The sequence below is a fragment of the Tardiphaga sp. 866_E4_N1_4 genome (assembly GCF_052076075.1).
GTDB classification, from domain to species: domain Bacteria; phylum Pseudomonadota; class Alphaproteobacteria; order Rhizobiales; family Xanthobacteraceae; genus Tardiphaga; species Tardiphaga robiniae.
The window spans coordinates 6644848-6662738 of sequence record NZ_CP197242.1 but is presented as its reverse complement, the minus strand read 5'-3'; the positions used below and the strand labels follow the sequence as shown (position 1 = coordinate 6662738).

Annotated in this window: 14 protein-coding genes; 13 read left to right on the top strand and 1 reads right to left on the bottom strand. The window is 60.6% G+C overall.

The window, feature by feature from the left end; all coding sequences use genetic code 11:
- Positions 1-105 precede the first annotated feature (105 nt).
- From AB8B20_RS31820 to AB8B20_RS31785, 8 genes are all read left to right on the top strand, one after another.
- On the top strand, positions 106-942 hold the full coding sequence (locus AB8B20_RS31820) for a uroporphyrinogen-III synthase (protein ID WP_439071055.1): 837 nt from the start codon (positions 106-108) through the stop codon (positions 940-942).
- Positions 943-1003: 61 nt separating this feature from the next.
- Positions 1004-3463, top strand: coding sequence for a CoA transferase (locus tag AB8B20_RS31815; protein WP_439071054.1), 2460 nt, complete (start codon positions 1004-1006; stop codon positions 3461-3463).
- A 116-nt stretch (positions 3464-3579) separates the two neighbouring features.
- Positions 3580-4812: a branched-chain amino acid ABC transporter substrate-binding protein gene (locus AB8B20_RS31810; RefSeq protein WP_439071053.1), complete on the top strand. Its 1233-nt coding sequence runs from the start codon at positions 3580-3582 to the stop codon at positions 4810-4812.
- A gap of 196 nt (positions 4813-5008) precedes the next feature.
- On the top strand, positions 5009-5956 hold the full coding sequence (locus tag AB8B20_RS31805; protein WP_439071052.1) for a branched-chain amino acid ABC transporter permease: 948 nt from the start codon (positions 5009-5011) through the stop codon (positions 5954-5956).
- On the top strand, positions 5953-7254 hold the full coding sequence (locus tag AB8B20_RS31800; protein ID WP_439071051.1) for a branched-chain amino acid ABC transporter permease: 1302 nt from the start codon (positions 5953-5955) through the stop codon (positions 7252-7254). Before AB8B20_RS31805 ends, AB8B20_RS31800 begins: the two co-directional genes overlap by 4 nt.
- On the top strand, positions 7251-8000 hold the full coding sequence (locus AB8B20_RS31795; RefSeq protein WP_439071050.1) for an ABC transporter ATP-binding protein: 750 nt from the start codon (positions 7251-7253) through the stop codon (positions 7998-8000). The genes AB8B20_RS31800 and AB8B20_RS31795 overlap by 4 nt, the downstream gene beginning before the upstream one ends.
- Entirely contained in the window at positions 8000-8695 is a 696-nt protein-coding gene (locus AB8B20_RS31790) for an ABC transporter ATP-binding protein (protein ID WP_439071049.1), read from the top strand. Before AB8B20_RS31795 ends, AB8B20_RS31790 begins: the two co-directional genes overlap by 1 nt.
- A gap of 1299 nt (positions 8696-9994) precedes the next feature.
- A complete protein-coding gene (locus AB8B20_RS31785) occupies positions 9995-10390 on the top strand; it encodes a hypothetical protein (RefSeq protein WP_439071048.1) in 396 nt (131 codons plus the stop codon).
- A 466-nt stretch (positions 10391-10856) separates the two neighbouring features.
- Here AB8B20_RS31785 and AB8B20_RS31780 read toward each other — a convergent pair whose 3' ends face one another.
- On the bottom strand, positions 10857-11531 hold the full coding sequence (locus AB8B20_RS31780) for a Crp/Fnr family transcriptional regulator (RefSeq protein ID WP_439071047.1): 675 nt from the start codon (positions 11529-11531) through the stop codon (positions 10857-10859).
- Positions 11532-11772: 241 nt separating this feature from the next.
- Between AB8B20_RS31780 and AB8B20_RS31775 the strand changes: the two genes are divergently transcribed.
- The 5 genes from AB8B20_RS31775 to AB8B20_RS31755 are packed head-to-tail and all read left to right on the top strand — an operon-like array spanning position 11773 to position 17829.
- The gene (locus AB8B20_RS31775) at positions 11773-12582 is read left to right on the top strand and encodes an ABC transporter ATP-binding protein (protein WP_439072994.1); all 810 of its coding nucleotides are present in this window, start codon (positions 11773-11775) and stop codon (positions 12580-12582) included.
- The gene (locus AB8B20_RS31770) at positions 12579-14510 is read left to right on the top strand and encodes a long-chain fatty acid--CoA ligase (protein WP_439071046.1); all 1932 of its coding nucleotides are present in this window, start codon (positions 12579-12581) and stop codon (positions 14508-14510) included. Before AB8B20_RS31775 ends, AB8B20_RS31770 begins: the two co-directional genes overlap by 4 nt.
- Positions 14511-14520: 10 nt before the next feature.
- Positions 14521-15414: a branched-chain amino acid ABC transporter permease gene (locus tag AB8B20_RS31765; RefSeq protein WP_439071045.1), complete on the top strand. Its 894-nt coding sequence runs from the start codon at positions 14521-14523 to the stop codon at positions 15412-15414.
- A 5-nt stretch (positions 15415-15419) separates the two neighbouring features.
- Entirely contained in the window at positions 15420-16493 is a 1074-nt protein-coding gene (locus tag AB8B20_RS31760) for a branched-chain amino acid ABC transporter permease (RefSeq protein ID WP_439071044.1), read from the top strand.
- Between the two features lie 55 nt (positions 16494-16548).
- Positions 16549-17829: an ABC transporter substrate-binding protein gene (locus AB8B20_RS31755; protein ID WP_439071043.1), complete on the top strand. Its 1281-nt coding sequence runs from the start codon at positions 16549-16551 to the stop codon at positions 17827-17829.
- Positions 17830-17891: the final 62 nt, after the last annotated feature.

Below are 17891 nucleotides of genomic sequence, written 5' to 3'. Positions count from 1 at the left end.
CGGAAATCGACGCCCTGCTCTATCATCCCAAGCAACCTTGCGCCAATCCAATTGCGCGCTGCAATATGGACGTCATTAACAAACGAAAACAGGCAGAAAACGGATATGGCTGACAAGCTCAACGGTTATCGCATCCTGATCCTGGAAACCCGCGAGGAAGCGCAATTCTCACGCCTGCTGACCGAACAGGGCGCCGATGTGCTGCAGTGTCCGATGTTCACCATTGAGGACGCGCCAGACCCTGCTCCGGTCGAGGCTTGGATCGGCCGATTCATCGCCAATCCGTTCGACGACCTTGTTCTGATGACCGGCGAAGGGCTGCGCCGCATGATGAAAATCGTGCGTCAACGCGGCATCGAAAAAGAGTTCGTGGCGGCTGTCGGCAAATCGCGCAAATTCGCACGCGGACCGAAGCCCGGACGCGCGTTGCGCGAGATCGGCCTCGAGGCCGACATCACCACCGAGAAGCCGACCTCCGAAGGCGTTGCCGAGATGCTGTCGCGGCTCGATCTCAAAGGCCATCGCCTCGGCCTGCAGCTCTATCCCGAGAAGGATCATAGCGTTCTGATATCAGCGATCACCGCATGCGGCGCCGAGATCGATACGGTGCAGCCTTACGTCTACGACTCCAAGGCCGCTGAAACGAACATCCTCTCGGCCATCGACGAGATGGAGGCCGGCCGCGTCGATGCCATCGCGCTGACGAGTTCGGGACAAGTGCGTCGTCTCGTTGATGCTGCGAAGGCGAATGACCGCGAGGATCAATTGCGCAGTGCACTTGCGAAAACACCGATCGCATCAGTCGGTCCGGTCGTGTCTGATGAATTGAGATCCTTCGGCCTCGAAGCCGACATCTATCCTGCCAATGATGCGTTCTTCATGAAGCCGCTGATCTCGGCGATGTCGATTGCGCTCGATAAGTTTGCAGCGCGCGCCGAATGACTTGACGCCCGCACACATCTCGACATGATGCCCCGACACATAAAAAAATGATCGGGCGGAAATGCCAAACTTGCCACTCTCTGACTTTCCGCTATCGGATTTGCGTGTCGCGGAAATCGGATCCGGCGATACGCTGGATTACTGCGGCAAACTGTTTTCCGATTTCGGCGCCGAGGTCATTAAGATCGAACCGCCGGGCGGCGATCCTGCTCGGCACTATCCGCCGCTCGTCGATGCCGGCGATGGCCGTCGCGAGAGCGGATATTTCGCCTGGCTGAATACCAACAAGCGCAGTGTCATCGCCGATCTCGATAACGCGACTGACGTGGCGCGTGTCCGCGCATTGCTTGCGACATGCGACCTGCTGATCGACGCGCGCACGCCTTCGGAGATTCCCAACTCACTCCTGACGCATGATGGTCTGCGCAAGGAGCAACCGGGCCTCGCGATCACCGCGATCTCGTGGTTCGGCGAACACGGCCTGTACAGCAATTATCAGACGACGGACTCCGTTTGTCGCAGCCTGTCCGGCAGCGTGAAGCTGGTCGGTGCGCAGGAAGGCCCGCCGGTGCTGCCTCGCGACGGCCAGATCGCCGTCATGGCCGGCCTCACTGCGTTCATTCCGACGTTGGCCGGCATCTATGATCGCAACACCGGCGCACGGCGTTTCGCGGTCAGCGCACATGAGGCGATGCTGCAGATCAGCGAGTTCGACACAGGCTTAGCGCTGGAAGTCGGCTTCACGCGGCCACGCATGGCCATCAACCGGTTCGGCCGCGGCTACCCAGTCGGCAATTTCCCGACCAAAGACGGCTGGCTCGGCATCACTGTCGTGACACCGGCCCAATGGGCCGCATTCTGCGTGATGCTCGGCCTTCCGGAACTGGAGACCGAGCCGCAGTTCAACGACGGTCTCGCGCGCACCAACAATTCCAAAGCGCTGTTCGATATCTTCCAGCCGATCCTGATGCACAAGAGCGCACATGAATGGTTCGAGATGGGCATTGAGCTGCGTCTTCCGCTCGCTGTCGTGCCCGATATGAAGACGCTGCTGAAGCAGCAATACTACCGCGATCGCGGCGCCTTCGCGAAAGTCGAGATCGGAACCGCATCATTCGATGCGCCGGTGCTGCCGCAAACCCTCACCGGCTCGCGACCGAAGCCGAATGGCCGCGCGCCATTTGCCGGCGACGACACGATCGACGCCCTGCCCGCGCATCGGCGCGTGGCGACACGGCAGGCGACATTAGACGATCCGCAGCCGCTGAAGGGGCTGCGCATCATCGATCTCACCATGGGCTGGGCCGGGCCATCGGCAACACGGCAGATGGGCGATCTCGGCGCCGACGTCATCAAGGTCGAGTCCTGTCAGTATCCGGACTGGTTTCGCGGCACCGATCCGCGCGGACCGTATTTTCCGGAACGCACCTACGAGAAGATCTACTGGTTTCAGCAGATGAACCGCAACAAGCGCGGCATCACGCTGGATCTCACCAATCCGCGCGGCAAGGAGCTGCTTAAACAGTTGATCGCCGACGCGGATGCTGTGATCGACAACTATGCCGCCGACGTGCTGCCGCGAATGGGCCTTGATGCTGCAGCCATGCACAAGATCAATCCCCGTCTCGTCGTCGTGACGATGCCTGCCTTCGGCATGACCGGTCCTTGGAGCGGTGCGCGCGCCTATGGCTCGACGCTGGAGCAGGCCTCAGGCCTGCCATCTGTCACCGGCCGCGAAGGCGATCCGCCGACCATGCTGCACGCCGCACTCGGCGATCCCTTCGGCGGCGTCAGTGCCGCGGCGGCCCTGATGCTCGGCTTCATGCATCAGAAGAATACGGGCCTCGGCCAGCACATCGATCTCAGTGCAACGGAAGCCCTGCTGCCCCTTGTCGCGCCCTCTGTCATCGAACAATCCGCCACCGGCAAATCCGGCCCGCGCATCGGCAACCGGCATCCGCGCTTCGTGCCGAACGGTTGCTTTCCCTGTCTTGGCGAAGACCAATGGGTCACCATTGCCGTGCGCAGCGACGACGAATGGCGGGCGTTGTGCAAGGTCATGCATCGTGCTGACCTGGGCGATGACGCCGCATTGGCCACAGCCGAAGGCCGCCGCGCCGAGGAAGATCGCATCGAAGTCGCAGTCCGGCACTGGACGACGACCGTGCGGCCGGACCTTGCCATGGTGACGCTGCAGGACGCCGGCGTGCCCGCGGGTACCGCGCGACTGCCGCTGGATCTGGCCGGCGATCCGCATCTGCTCGCAGTCGGCCACTGGCAGCCGGTGACGAAGGTCTTCATGGGCCCCCACCTGCTGCCCTCCGTTGCCTATCGCGAAGGCAATGCCAAGCTGCCCTACCCGATCACCCGTCTGGCGCCGACGCTCGGCCAGCACAATGAGGAAGTCCTGCGCGATATCCTGGGCCTCAGCGCCACCGAAATCGACGAATTGCGCGCCGCGGAAATCATTGGCGACGCTGCGATATCCAAGAAAGCGAAGGCCGCGCCTACGACCAAGTGAGGCTTGCAGCTTCGGCGGCCATGGCTCACACTCCCGGCATAAGGCCAGCGACGGATGGATCACAAGATTCGGCGTCGCGACAACGGCCCGCACAAATGCTTCCAGGGAGAAACACTATGCGCAAACTAGTCCTCATTGCATCCATTGCACTGCCTATGCTCGGCGGTACGGCGATGGCGCAGGAAACAGTCAAAATCGGTTACATCGATCCGCTCTCCGGAGGCGGGGCCAGTGTCGGCGAAGGTGGACTGAAAACCTTCCAATTCCTGGCCGAAGAATTGAATGCCAAGGGCGGCATCCTCGGCAAGAAGGTCGAGATCGTGCCGCTCGACAATAAAACAAATCCGCAGGAGAGCCTGATCCAGGCGCAGAAGGCGATCGACAGTGGCGTGCGCTACCTCACCCAGGGCAACGGCTCGTCCGTCGCCGGCGCATTGACCGACTTTGTCACCAAATACAACGAACGCAATCCGGGCAAGGAAGTCCTGTACTTCAACTACGCCGCCGTCGATCCGGTCCTCACCAACGAGAAATGCAGCTTCTATCATTTCCGCTGGGACGCGAATTCCGATATCAAGATGGAGGCGCTGACCAACTACATGAAGACCACGCCGAGCATCAAGAAAGTGTACCTGATCAATCAGGACTATTCGTTCGGCCAGTCGGTGCGCACCCAGGCGCGCGCTATGCTCAAAACCAAGCGCGCTGACGTCGAGATCGTCGGCGACGAGTTGCATCCGCTGCTCAAGATCACCGACTTCGCGCCTTATGTCGCGAAGATCAAGGCGTCGGGCGCCGACAGCGTCGTCACCGGCAATTGGGGCCAGGACATCGCGCTACTGCTGAAGGCGGCGGCTGACGCCGGCCTGAAGGTCAACTGGTACACCTATTATGCCGGCGGCGCCGGCGGCCCGACCGCCATCAAGCAGACGGGTCTCAACCATCAGGTCTTCCAGATCACCGAAGGCTTCGCCAATATCGACCACAAGACGTCTGTGGACTTCGAAAAGACCTTCCGCGCCAAGGTCAATCTAAGCCTGTGGTATCCGCGGGCGGTGAACGAAATACGGATGTTCGCAGCCGCCGCCGAGAAGGCGAAATCGCTTGAGCCGGTGAAGGTCGCGCAGGCGCTGGAAGATGCGAAGTTCGAGGTCTTCAACGGCGGCGACGGCGTCATGCGCAAGGACGACCACCAGTTCTTCCAGCCCATTTACATCTCGTCCTTCGGCGAGCGCACCGAAAAGGAGCCGTTCGACGAGGAAAACACGGGCTGGGGCTGGAAGCTCGCCGCGAAGGTCGACACCAAGGACACGATGCTGCCAACCACGTGCAGGATGGAACGGCCGTAAGGCTCCGGCTGCGATGAGATGGGACGGCGTTTCTGAACTCCGTCATGCCCGGGCTTGACCCGGGCATCCATCTAAAGCGGCGCAATCGAAAAGATGGATGGCCGGATCATCCAGCGAAGCTGCGCTTCGCGCTTTAGCCCGGCCATGACAGCGGATCGAATGCGCGCACTGCGTCGAATACGTCCCGAGGTCCTTCGTGCTCGAACTCATCGTCATATCCACGCTGAACGGCATTCTGTTCGGCATGCTGCTGTTCTTGATGGCTTCCGGCCTGACGGTGATCTTCAGCATGCTCGGCGTGCTGAATTTCGCCCATGCCAGCTTCTACATGCTCGGCGCTTTCTTCGGCTTCCAGATCTCGCGCTGGTTCGGCTTCTGGCCGGCGCTGATCATCGCCCCGCTCCTGGCCGGCGGCCTCGGTGCACTGGTCGAGCGCTTCGGCCTGCGCCAGGTGCACAAGAACGGTCACGTTGCCGAACTGCTGTTCACCTTCGGGCTTGCCTTCGCCATCGAGGAAATCGTGCAGATCATCTGGGGCAAGAGCCCGGTGGATTTCCGCGTGCCGCCGCTGCTCGACTTTCCGGCCTTCACGATCTTCTCCACCAACTACCCCGCCTTCAAGATGTTCATGCTGCTGGTGTCGGTGGTGATCTTCATAGGCCTGCTGCTGGTGCTGAAGCGCACACGAATCGGCCTTATCGTGCAGGCAGCGCTGACCCATCCGCATATGGTCGGCCATCTCGGCCACAATGTCGGGCGCATCTTCATGCTGGTCTTCGGCGTCGGCACCGCGCTCGCCGCCGTCGCCGGCGTGATCGCAGGCCCTGCCCTTGTCACGCAGTCGAATATGGCCGGCCTCCTGGGGCCGATCCTGTTCGTGGTTGTTGTGGTCGGCGGCCTCGGCTCGTTGCCCGGCGCATTCATCGCCTCGCTGCTGATAGGCCTGATCCAGACTTTCGCGGTCTCCATGGACGGCTCATTGGCCGGCGCTTTCGGTCCTCTGAGCCCTGACTATGCCGCCACATGGCTGTCCGATATCTGGAATGTCACCATCGCGCAGATCGCACCGATCATGCCCTATCTGCTGCTGGTGCTGATCCTGATCTTCCGCCCGATGGGCCTTCTGGGAACACGCGACACATGAGCGACGCAACCGCAACCATCGCGCCGGCGCGCCCTGCCACGTCCGACCGGCTGAAATTCTACGGCATCTGGATCGCCGCAGCACTGGTGCTGCTGGTGCTGCCGAAACTGTTCTCGTCGGGCGGATCGCTGACCACCTTCAGCCTGATCGGCATTTCGATCATCTTCTCGCTGTCCTACAATATATTGCTCGGCCAGACCGGCATGCTGTCCTTCGGCCACGCGGTCTATTACGGCCTTGGCGGCTTTTTGGCGATCCACGCCATCAACATCATCGCCAAGAACAAATTTGCGATCCCGCTGCCGCTGGTACCACTGGTCGGTGGTGCGGCAGGGCTGATCTTCGCCATGCTGCTCGGCTGGGTGTCGACGCGGCGCTCCGGAACGGCCTTTGCGATGATATCGCTCGGTGTCGCAGAACTCGTGGCGTCATCAGCGCTGATCCTGCGCACCTTCTTCGGCGGCGAGGCCGGCGTCTCCGCCAACCGCACCAAGGTCCTGCGCCTGTTCGACTGGAGCTTCGGCCCCCAGATCCAGATCTATTATCTCGTGGCGGCCTGGACGTTGATCGCCGTCATTGCCATGTATGCCCTAACCCGCACGCCGCTGGGCCGCATGTGCAATGCCGTGCGCGACAATCCGGAACGGGTGCAATTCGTCGGCTACGACCCGCATATCATCCGTTACATCGCGTTCTGCTTCTCCGGCCTGTTTGCCGGAATCGCTGGGGCGCTGGCCGCGATCAATTTCGAGATCGCCAATTCCGCCTATCTCGGCGCCGTACAATCCGGGACCGTATTGTTCGCCACCTACATCGGCGGCGTCGGCTTCTTCATCGGACCAATCGTCGGCGCCATCTTCGTCACGCTGCTGTCGCTCGGGCTTTCCGATCTCACGCAGGTCTGGCAGCTGTATTTCGGCCTGATCTTCATTGCCGTGGTGATGTTCGCGCCCGGCGGCATAACCGGCCTTCTGATGATGCACCGACCGCTGCTGAAAGGCGGCACGCTCGGTCGCGTATTGCCGAGCTATCTCGTCGCCTTCGTGCCGACGCTGGCGATGATCACCGGCCTGATGCTGGCGATCGAGACCACAGTTCATTACACCGTTAATCCTAATGAAGATTCTCACATCAAGGCCTTCGGTATCCCGTTCGATGCGGCGAACCCCGCGATCTGGGTTGTAGCCGCCGTGCTTCTGATTGGCGGCTTCATCATCGCGCGCATGACATGGGCACGCGTCGCCGCCAGTTGGGACGATGCTCTCACGGCCGCGCGCGAGAAGGGAGTGGCAGCATGAGCACCGCCATTGAACTCCGCGGCGTCGAAAAGACCTTCGGCATCACGTCCGTGATCCGGAATGTCAACCTGACGGTCGCACAAGGCGAACGCCATGCCCTGATCGGTCCCAACGGCGCTGGAAAGTCGACTCTGTTCAATCTCATATCAGGCTATATGAAGCCATCAGTCGGCAGCATCCTGCTGCGCGATCAAGTGATCTCCGGCCTGCCGCCGTTCCAGATCAACCGACGCGGATTGTCGCGCTCGTTCCAGGTCACCAACGTGTTCGCCAAGATGACCGTGTGGGAGAACCTGCGCTGTGCGGTTCTTTGGGCTTCCGGCCATCGTTACGCGTTCTGGAAGAATGTCGATAACCTGCCCGAGGTGCGCGAGCGCACCGCGCAAATCCTCCAGGATATCAACCTCGTCTCACGCCGCGACGTGCCCGCCGGGCTTTTGACCTATGCCGAACAGCGCGCGCTGGAGATCGGCATCACCATTGCGGGCGGCGCTGACGTCATCCTGCTGGACGAGCCCACGGCCGGCATGAGTCACGCCGAGACCGAGCGTGCTGTGGCACTGATCCGGCGGCTGACCGAGGGGCGAACGCTTCTAATCGTCGAACACGACATGAGCGTGGTGTTCGGGCTCGCCGACCGTATCTCAGTTCTCGTCTACGGCCAGATCATCGCCTCCGGGACGCCGGAGGAAATCCGCGGCAATCCCAAGGTCAAGGAAGCCTATCTCGGCGAGGAAGTGGCGTGATGCTCCAAGTTCAGGACCTGCACGCCTATTACGGCAAGAGCCACATCCTGCAGGGCGTCGACCTGCATATCGACGCCGGCGAAGTGGTCTCGCTGCTCGGCCGCAACGGCGTCGGGCGCTCGACCACCGTGAAAGCCATCATGGGCGAAGTGCGGCCGCACGGCAGGATCACGTTCAAAGGCAACAATATCGCCGGCCTGCCGAGCTTCAAGATCGCGCATCTCGGCCTCGGCTATGTGCCGGAGCATCGCGACATCTTCCCGGGCCTGACGGTGCGCCAAAATCTCATGCTGGGCATCAAGGATCCGCGCCATCCCGGCAAGTGGAAGCTCGACGACATGCTGGGCATGTTTCCCAACCTCGCTGCACGCGCGGACACCGCCGCTGGCGTGCTGTCCGGCGGCGAGAAGCAAATGCTGACGATCTGCCGGACGCTGATGGGCGATCCTGAACTCGTGATGATCGACGAGCCTACCGAGGGCCTCGCACCGATCATCGTGCAGCAGGTCGGCGATCTCATCGCCGAGATCGCGCGGCGCGGCGTCGCGATCCTGCTCGTCGAACAGAAGCTTTCGATCGCGCTGCGCATCTCGCACCGGGTCTATGTCATGGGTCACGGCCGGATCGTATTCGAGGGGACGCCGGCCGAACTCAAGGCCAATGACGCCGTGCGCAAGGAATGGCTGGAGGTCTAGGATCCGACGAACCGTCATTCCTGGGCACACGGGCGTAGCCCGAACGAACCTCAGCCACCTGCAACTGGAGTGGCGGGGCATCCCCCGCCATCATCACGCCACACGACTGAAATCGCACAATCTATTGAGCTGAACGGACTTCTAAACCGCCGATTGGTACACAACGGCGGTACATATGGTCCTTCGCATGTCGCGTCCTGTTCGTCATCCCACCACTGAAATCTACTGGTACCGGAAGCTGTTCCGGACAGCCTCCGCTCCCTCGTCGGCAAACGCCAAACAAAAGGTATCGCTCCGCACACGCGACCCTGCGGAAGCCACAGGGGACGGTGGCATCGGTTGACATCAGGCGCTCAAGACCTGCCGCACCGGCAGGTCCTAGCTATAGCCCGACGATCGGGACGCACGACGACAATCCAGACAAAATGCGGGACGGCTTGGGAGCGCTTCTCACTGATCGGATTGTTAAGCCGCGAGGCACCTCGGCGATTTGGAGAGGATCATCGACAACCTGAAGAATGCAGGATCATGCAAACTCGACGGCGACGATGCCATTTTGAATGTCAAAGATCGGCTGATCGATCTCGCGCAGTGTTGCTGCGCCTGACCTAGGTTGGCGGAGTGAAGCCCAATTGTTGACACGGCGTTGCGGTTCTCGTCGCCGCCGCGATCGCTTACCGTGTAGTTCGCCTTGGCGAGTTTCCGACCCGAACGATGGGCGAAGGTAGCAGCCTTCAATGCAGCGATGGAAATCGCATCACTAACGCGCTGAGTATATTTTTGCGCCGAAATCTCCCAGTATTTGTCTACGAAATCTCGGATCGAATTCCGAATCGAGTGCGGGGGCTTGCCACCAAGCAAATTCTGGACTCATAATTTTCTTGTGACCGATTAAGTCACTATCAACGAGAGGGAGTTTTGAGATGGAAGCGAAAATTGAGCAGGATGGTGCCGCTGTCGTGTTGACGTTTGACAACGGATATCTCGTTACCGGCAGGCTCATCGTCGGCAGGGTTGGGGAGGATCAAGGGAGGAACGGATGGCGGCAGGTCTGCGAAGGTCTCCATCGCTTGGGGAAAACACTCAATTGTTCCGGGGAAGATTTGATCGACGTCATGAATTTCGCTACTCGCCCTACGGCGCCGCGTGAGAGATATCGACTTCCTAGAAATCATCGCTCAGTGGCGCCCCGATTTAGCGGCAGTTGGGTGAGGGCTTGCGCCGTGCAAAATTTGCCACTCAGCATTTTCGTGTGACCGACGACGAGTGGCACGACATATCACTAGTAAGGGTAAAAGCATGATCAAGTTTGATGTTTCCGCAACCACTGTTTACGTGAACCGACGTCTCTTCGTTGAGGCAAATACTAAGCAAGACGCTCTGCGAAGCTTCGTCGAAGAGTACAGCAGCAACTCTCTTGATGCTCTCGACTACACCAAGCCGCTGTGGGTTATCGAGAATGGCGGAAATAACGGTATCGCGGGAGTGTACAACGGCGATACCGAAGACGATGCCCGCTCTGTTTACGCGAACGATGCCGGGTTTGAATCCCTCGAAGCATTCACGGCATGGGAGCATGAAATCGATCGAGAATTTCAACGTGATCGCGGTATTCCGGACGAAGAAGTTGAAGAGAAAGAGGATGACGAGGTCGCGACGATCGACGTTACCTTAGTCGAGATTTTCGCAGCATGACCGGAAACGATTTCCGCGCGTGGCGCCTCCGCTGGGGTTTGACCGTACCGGGCACCGCGCAAGCTCTTGGGGTAAGGCGAGCAGGACGATCTACAACTTGCAAACCGCCCGAGCTTCCAAGAACGACGGCGATCGCCGCCGTCGAAATCGAAATAAAACGCGAGACAGGCCGCATCGGGGCGGAGCATGCGAGGGATTCTCAGAGCCGTCGTTGGCCCGGCGGCAGGCCTTGATCGGGACGATTCCGTCTCGGACAGAAGATCAGTTGTTGATAAGGCTCTAGCCTGGATTTAGGTACATCGCATTGGTACACAAAGCCAACTTCGCGGTTTAGGAAGTTCTTAATTTCAATTGCTTGCGAGTCAGTCTGGCAGAATCCCGACATATTCAGCGCGCAACTATCTCGAGATTCCAGATTCAAGGTCTGGTCGGCTGTGGCGACCGACGCTTGCCCAAAATGACAGTATTACTCCCCGTAGCTCCCCAGCCGCTGCAGATCGACCACTGTCACGCCGCCATACTCGAGCCGCAGCAGACCCTCCTTCTCCAGCGTCTGCAGGCATTGATTGGCCTTTTGCCGTGAAATGCCGGTGATGGCGCCGAGCTCTTCCTGGGTGATGTCCAGATGCCTGGTCGCGTCGCGATAGAGGATCGGGTTGAACAGCGAGGCGATGCAGCGCGCGAGACGTCCGGTGGCATCGAGCATGCGACCATATTCGGTAAGCGCGATGAATTGCCCGAGCCGCTCGTTCAACAGCGAGACCAGGAAGCGGTTGAATCCGACGCTGTTCTCGAACAGCCACATAAATGCCGACCGCTCCATGAGGGCAAGCCGCGAGTCGCGCAGTGCGACGATGTCGTAGCGCCGCGGTTCGTTCTTCAACACGCTGCCCTCCCCGAACCACGCACCGGCCGTGAGGCCGGTGATGCTGACCTCCTTGCCGCTGCGTGAGATGGTGCCGATCTTCGCCAGACCACGCACCACGCCGGTCCAGTATTCGAATGCATCGCCGCGCATGCAGACGAATTCGTTCGCCTTAAACGACTTCTCTACAATGCCCGCGCGCGCGACCTCGACCTCCTTTTCGTTAAGGTCCCGCGCCCACGCCGCGATGCGCTTGAGATGATCTGCAGCAATCATAGGGTTCGGCTTCACTTCGAATGTTGCAACGCAAAAGAACGCTCGCGCGACAAATTGGCAGGCAAATTGTCCGCCGCGAGACATTTCACGATACCGATTTGACGTAGGGAAGACCATCACGAAAGGTCATTAGTAGAATGGCTTAGCGTGACCGGGCGATGTAGGCTCGGAACCGTTTCGGGGAATGAGGATAAAGAGCGCGTCAAGCGCCGTATCTGGGAGGACGTAAGTGACGGTTGCTCTGGATGTGCGCGCGGTGTCGCTGCGCTTTGGTGGTGTTCGTGCGCTCACCGATGTGAGTTTTGCTGTCAATGACGGCGAGCTGTTTTCGATTATCGGGCCGAATGGCGCCGGCAAGACCTCCATCGTCAACTGCATCTCGGGCCGCTACCGCCCGACCGAAGGCCAGCTGTTCTATCACGGCACGGATATCACCGGGCTCAATCCCAACGCCCGCCCCGGCCTCGGCATCGGCCGAACCTTTCAGAACCTCGCGCTGTTCCACCATATGAGCGTGCTCGACAACATCATGGTCGGGCGCCATCACCTCTTGAAGAACAACTTTCTCACCGGCTCGCTGTACTGGCTGACCGGCGCGCGCAAGGAAGAGCTTGAGCATCGCCGCAAGGTCGAGGAGATCATCGACTTCCTCGATTTGCAGAGCGTGCGCAAGGCGACCGCCGGCACCCTTCCCTATGGTCTGCGCAAGCGCGTCGAACTCGCCCGCGCGATGGCGCTGGAGCCCAACCTCATCCTCCTCGACGAGCCGATGGCCGGCATGAACTTCGAAGAGAAGGAGGACATGGCGCGTTATATCGTCGATCTTAACGAAGAATACGGGATGACGGTGATGATGATCGAACACGACATGGGCGTCGTGATGGACATCTCCCATCGCGTGATGGTGCTGGATTTCGGCCGCAAGATCGCCGAGGGCGATCCTGCCGCCGTACTGGCCGATCCACACGTCAAGCGCGCTTATCTCGGTGAAGAAGACGAAGCCCTTGTCGATCCCGATGATGCGCCCATCGCTGCGGAGAGTGCCGCATGATGGATTATGCCGGACGCGTCAAACAGGCAGATACCTATCCGAAATTGCTGCGCCTCAACGCCAAAGAACATGGCAGCGAGATCGCGCTGCGTGAGAAGGATTTCGGCCTGTGGCGGGAGTTCACCTGGAACGATTACCATACCCGGGTGAAGGATTTCACGCTCGGCATGGTCGAGCTCGGCATCACCAAAGGCAACGTGATCGGCATCATCGGCGACAACCGGCCGGATTGGGTGTCCGCGGAAATCGCAGCACACGCTATCGGCGGGATGAGCCTCGGTCTCTATCGCGACGTACTGGATGAGGAAGCCGCCTATCTGCTGAACTACGGTGAAGCCAAGATCGTCTTCGCCGAAGATGAAGAGCAGGTCGACAAGCTGCTCACCCTCGCTGACCGTGTGCCGGCGCTGAAGCACATCGTCTACAGCGATCCGCGCGGCATGCGCAAATATGACGACCCGCGGCTGCTGGCGGCTGACAGGCTCGCCCAGATGGGCCGCGACCGCGCGGCGCGCGAGCCGAGCCTTTACGATAAACTGGTCGATGCAACCAAGGGCGAGGACGTCGCGATCCTCTGCACCACCTCCGGCACCACGTCGCATCCCAAGCTGGCGATGCTCGCGGCAGGCCGCGTGCTTGGCCACTGCGCGGTGTATCTGTCGTTCGATCCCAAGGGACCGGATGACGAATATGTCTCGGTGCTGCCGCTGCCCTGGATCATGGAACAGGTCTATGCGCTCGGCAAAGGTCTCCTTAGCCGGATGAAGGTCAACTTCGTCGAGCAGGCCGACACCATGATGAACGATTTCCGCGAGATCGCGCCGACCTTCGTGCTGTTCGCGCCGCGGGTCTGGGAGGGAATCGCCGCCGATGTGCGCGCACGGGTGATGGATTCGTCGCCGCTGAAGCAGAGCCTGTATGAGCTCGGCATGAAGTCGGGCCTGTCCGCACTTGCGCAAGGCAAGCGCTCGGCCGTCGCCGATACGCTGCTGTTTCGTGCGCTGCGCGATCGTCTCGGCTTCACACGCTTGCGCTCGGCCGCCACCGGCGGCGCGGCGCTCGGCCCGGATACGTTCAAATTCTTCCGCGCCATGGGCGTGCCACTGCGCACGCTCTATGGCCAGACCGAAACGCTGGGCGCCTTCACGCTGCATCCGCCGGATGCCGTCGATCCCGACACCACCGGCATCGCCATGGGCAGTGGCATCGAGATCGAAGTCCGCGATCCGGATGGGCAGGGCGTCGGCGAGATCGTGGTCAGGCACCCCAATATGTTTCTTGGCTATTACAAATCGCCGGAGGCCTCCGCCGCCGATTTGCGCGATGGCTGGATGCATTCCGGCGATGCCGGCTATTTCAATGATAAGAAGCAGCTCGTCGTCATCGACCGCATCAAGGATCTTGCGCAGACCGCGCGCGGCGAGCGCTTCTCCCCGCAATACATCGAGAACAAGCTGAAATTCTCGCCCTATATCGCCGAGACCGTGGTGCTGGGCGATAACCGCGACGCGCTCGCGGCGATGATCTGCATCCGCTTCTCGATCATCTCGAAATGGGCCGAGAAGAACCGCATCTCGTTCACGACCTATACAGACCTGTCGTCGCGCCCGGAGGTCTATGAGATGATCCGCAAGGAAGTCGAGACGGTGAATGCCACGCTGCCGCCGGCTCAGCGCATCGCCAAATTCCTGCTGTTGTACAAGGAGCTCGACGCCGACGACGGCGAATTGACCCGCACGCGAAAAGTCCGCCGCAGCGTCATCAACGAGAAATACGCCGATATCGTCGACGGCATCTATGGCGGCGCCCGGGACATCCCCGTCGACACCACCATCCGTTTCCAGGACGGCACCTCCCAGCGCGTCCGCACGAGATTGCTTGTGGTGGACATGGCGCGGGATAGCGCGCGCATGCAGGCCGCCGAATGAGACCGACAGCATGAACACGCAGTTCCTCCTCCAGCTTCTCGTCAATGGCCTCGTGGTCGGCACGCTGTATGGCGTGGTCGCGATGTCGTTCGTGCTGATCTACAAAGCCACCCAGGTCGTAAACTTCGCGCAGGGCGAATTGCTGCTGATCGGCGCGTGGGTGTGCTGGACGCTCCTGACCAAATATCAGGTGCCCTTCTGGCTCGGCATGCCGATGACCCTGGTGTTCATGTTCGCTTTCGGCATCCTTGTGCAAGTAGTGATCCTGCGGCCGCTGATCGGCGAGCCGATCATCTCGGTGATCATGGTGACCATCGCGCTGTCCGCCGTATCCCAGGCAGCGCTGAAGTGGATCTATGGCGTCAACCCGCAGCCATTCCCGCGTGTCTTCACCAGCCAGTCGGTGACGATCGGTAGCCTACAGATCCAGACCGTCTATGTGATGAGCCTCGTAGTATCGGTCGCGATGATGATCGGCATGGCGTGGTTCTTCAAGGTCTCGAAATGGGGCCTCGCGATGCGCGCCACGGCCTTCAACCAGCAGGTGGCGCAATCGCTCGGCATTTCCGTGAAGACGGTATTCGCCATGGCCTGGGCCATCTCGGCGATGGTTTCCGCCGTCGCGGGCGTCGTGGTTGCCGTGGTCAACGGCGTCTCATCGGGCCTGTCGATCTACGGCATTAAGGTGTTTCCGGCGGTCATCCTCGGCGGTCTCGACAGTATCGGCGGCGCGGTGGTCGGCGGCATCATCATCGGGCTGCTGGAGAACTTCGCGCAATTCATCGACAGCGAATATCTGCACTGGGGCAATCTTTATGAGGTCGCGCCGTTCTACGTGCTCATCATCATCCTGATGATCAAGCCTTACGGCCTGTTCGGCACCAAAGACATCGAGCGGGTGTAAGCACCATGGCCAGTCCCTCCCTCATCCCGGCCGGCGATTTCCGCAGTTCCTATGCGGTCGACACCACCATCTTCCCGACCAAGACCAGCCGCAACGCGGCGATCCTCGGCGTGGCGCTGATCTGTTTCGCGCCGCAATTGCTCAGCGAATACTGGCTCAGCCAGCTGATCATTATCGGCATCTACGGCATCGCGGCGCTCGGGCTCAACATCCTGGTCGGCTTTACCGGCCAGATTTCCATCGGCCACGCCGCGTTCTTCCTGTTCGGCGCTTTCACCTCGGCCTATATCTCCAACAACTATCCGATCCCGGTGTTTTTCTCGATTCCCATCGCCGGCGTGGTAACGGCCATCGTGGGACTCATTTTCGGCCTGCCGGCGGCGCGGTTGAAGGGGCTGTACCTCGTTATTGCCACGCTGGCCGCGCAATACATTCTGCTCGACTTCTTCTCCCGCGCCGACTGGTTCAGCGGCGGCTCGGTGCCGGCGACGGCCAAAGCGTTCTCGATCTTCGACTATATGCTGCGCGGCGACCGGCAGTATTTCTATGTGGTGCTGGCCTATGTGGTGGCGAGCTATCTGCTGGTTACCAATCTGATGCGCTCGCGCGACGGCCGCGCGCTGGTGGCGGTGCGTGATCACTATCTCTCGGCCGAGATCATGGGCATCAATCTCACCAAATATCGTACGCTGTCCTTCGGCCTCGCGGCGTTCTTCGCCGGCATCGCCGGCGCGCTGTACGCGCATAACCAGCTCGTGGTCTCTAACGAGGGTTTCGGCATCGAGCGCTCGATCCTGTTCCTGGCAATGGTCATCATCGGCGGTACCGGCTCGATCATGGGCACGCTGATGGGCACGGCCTTCGTGGTGCTGGTGCCCGAAGCGATGGAATGGATCAGCATGGAGTTGAAGGGCGGCGTCATCGACAAGGCGCTGGCGCTCAACAACAATCTCACCTTCCTGCGCGAGATTGCCATCGGCCTCATCATCATCGCGTTCCTGGTGTTCGAACCCGACGGACTCGCGCATCGCTGGCGGCAGATCAAGACCTACTGGAAACTCTACCCATTCTCGCATTGAGAACGGGACGGACTAGACGAAACGACAAAATATAAAATCCAACGGGAGAATGCTCATGACGATGAAAACATTTCTAACGTCCGCATCCATTGCCCTTCTCATCGCGGGCGCATCCGCAAGTGCGCAGGCGCAGATCGCCGTCGGCCACCTCGCAGATTATTCCGGCGGCACGTCTGACGTCGGCACGCCATATGGCCAGGGAGTTGTCGACACCTATGCGTGGATCAACAAGAATGGCGGCGTTGGCGGCAAGCAGGTCAATCTCGATAGCAACGACTACGGCTATCAGGTGCCGCGCGCGATCGCACTGTACAAGAAGTGGTCGGGTGCCGACAAGGTCGCCGCGATCATGGGCTGGGGCACCGCGGACACCGAAGCCCTCACTGGCTTCCTCGCGCAGGACAAAATCCCGGATATCTCCGGCTCTTACTCGGCCGCGCTGACCGATCCGACCGGCGCCGGTGGCAAGGCGAAGCCCGCGCCGTATAATTTCTTCTATGGCCCGTCCTATTCGGACGCGCTGCGCGCCGAACTGACCTGGGCCGCAGAGGACTGGAAGTCCAAGGGCAAGTCGGGCAAGCCGAAATATGTCCATATGGGCGCCAACCATCCCTACCCCAACGCGCCGAAGGCCGCGGGTGAAGCGCTCGCCGCCGAACTCGGCTTTGAAGTCCTGCCGCCATTGGTCTTCGCACTCGCGCCCGGCGATTACAGCGCACAGTGCCTCAGCCTCAAGAGCGCCGGCGCGAACTACGCTTATCTCGGCAACACCGCAGCTTCGAATATCTCGGTGATGAAGGCCTGCAAGGCGGCGGGTGTCGACGTGCAGTTCATGAGCAATGTATGGGGCATGGACGAGAACGCCGCAAAGGCCGCAGGCGAAGCTGCCGACGGCGTGATCTTCCCGCTGCGCACGGCGGTGAGCTGGGGCGGCAACGCGCCCGGCATGAAGACCGTGCAGGAGATTTCGAAGATCTCCGACCCGTCGGGCAAGATTTATCGCCCGGTGCATTACATCGCAGCGGTCTGCACCTCGCTCTACATGAAGGAAGCGCTGGACTGGGCCGCGAAGAACGGCGGCGCCACCGGCGAGAACGTCGCCAAGGGCTTCTACCAGAAGAAGGATTGGGTGCCGGCCGGCATGGAAGGCGTCTGTAATCCCTCGACCTGGACCGACAAGGATCACCGCCCGACCACCAAGGTCGACCTGTATCGCTCGAAGGTCTCCGGCGCGACCGATGGCGATCTCAACGAGCTGATGGCCAAGGGCACGATCAAGCTCGAGAAGGTGAAAACCGTGGAACTGCCACGCAAGCCGGAATGGCATGGGTGGTAGTTTGAACTGAGATGCAAATGGCCGCCCCTCCCCCAAGCAGCTTGCTGCGCGGTGGGGGGGCG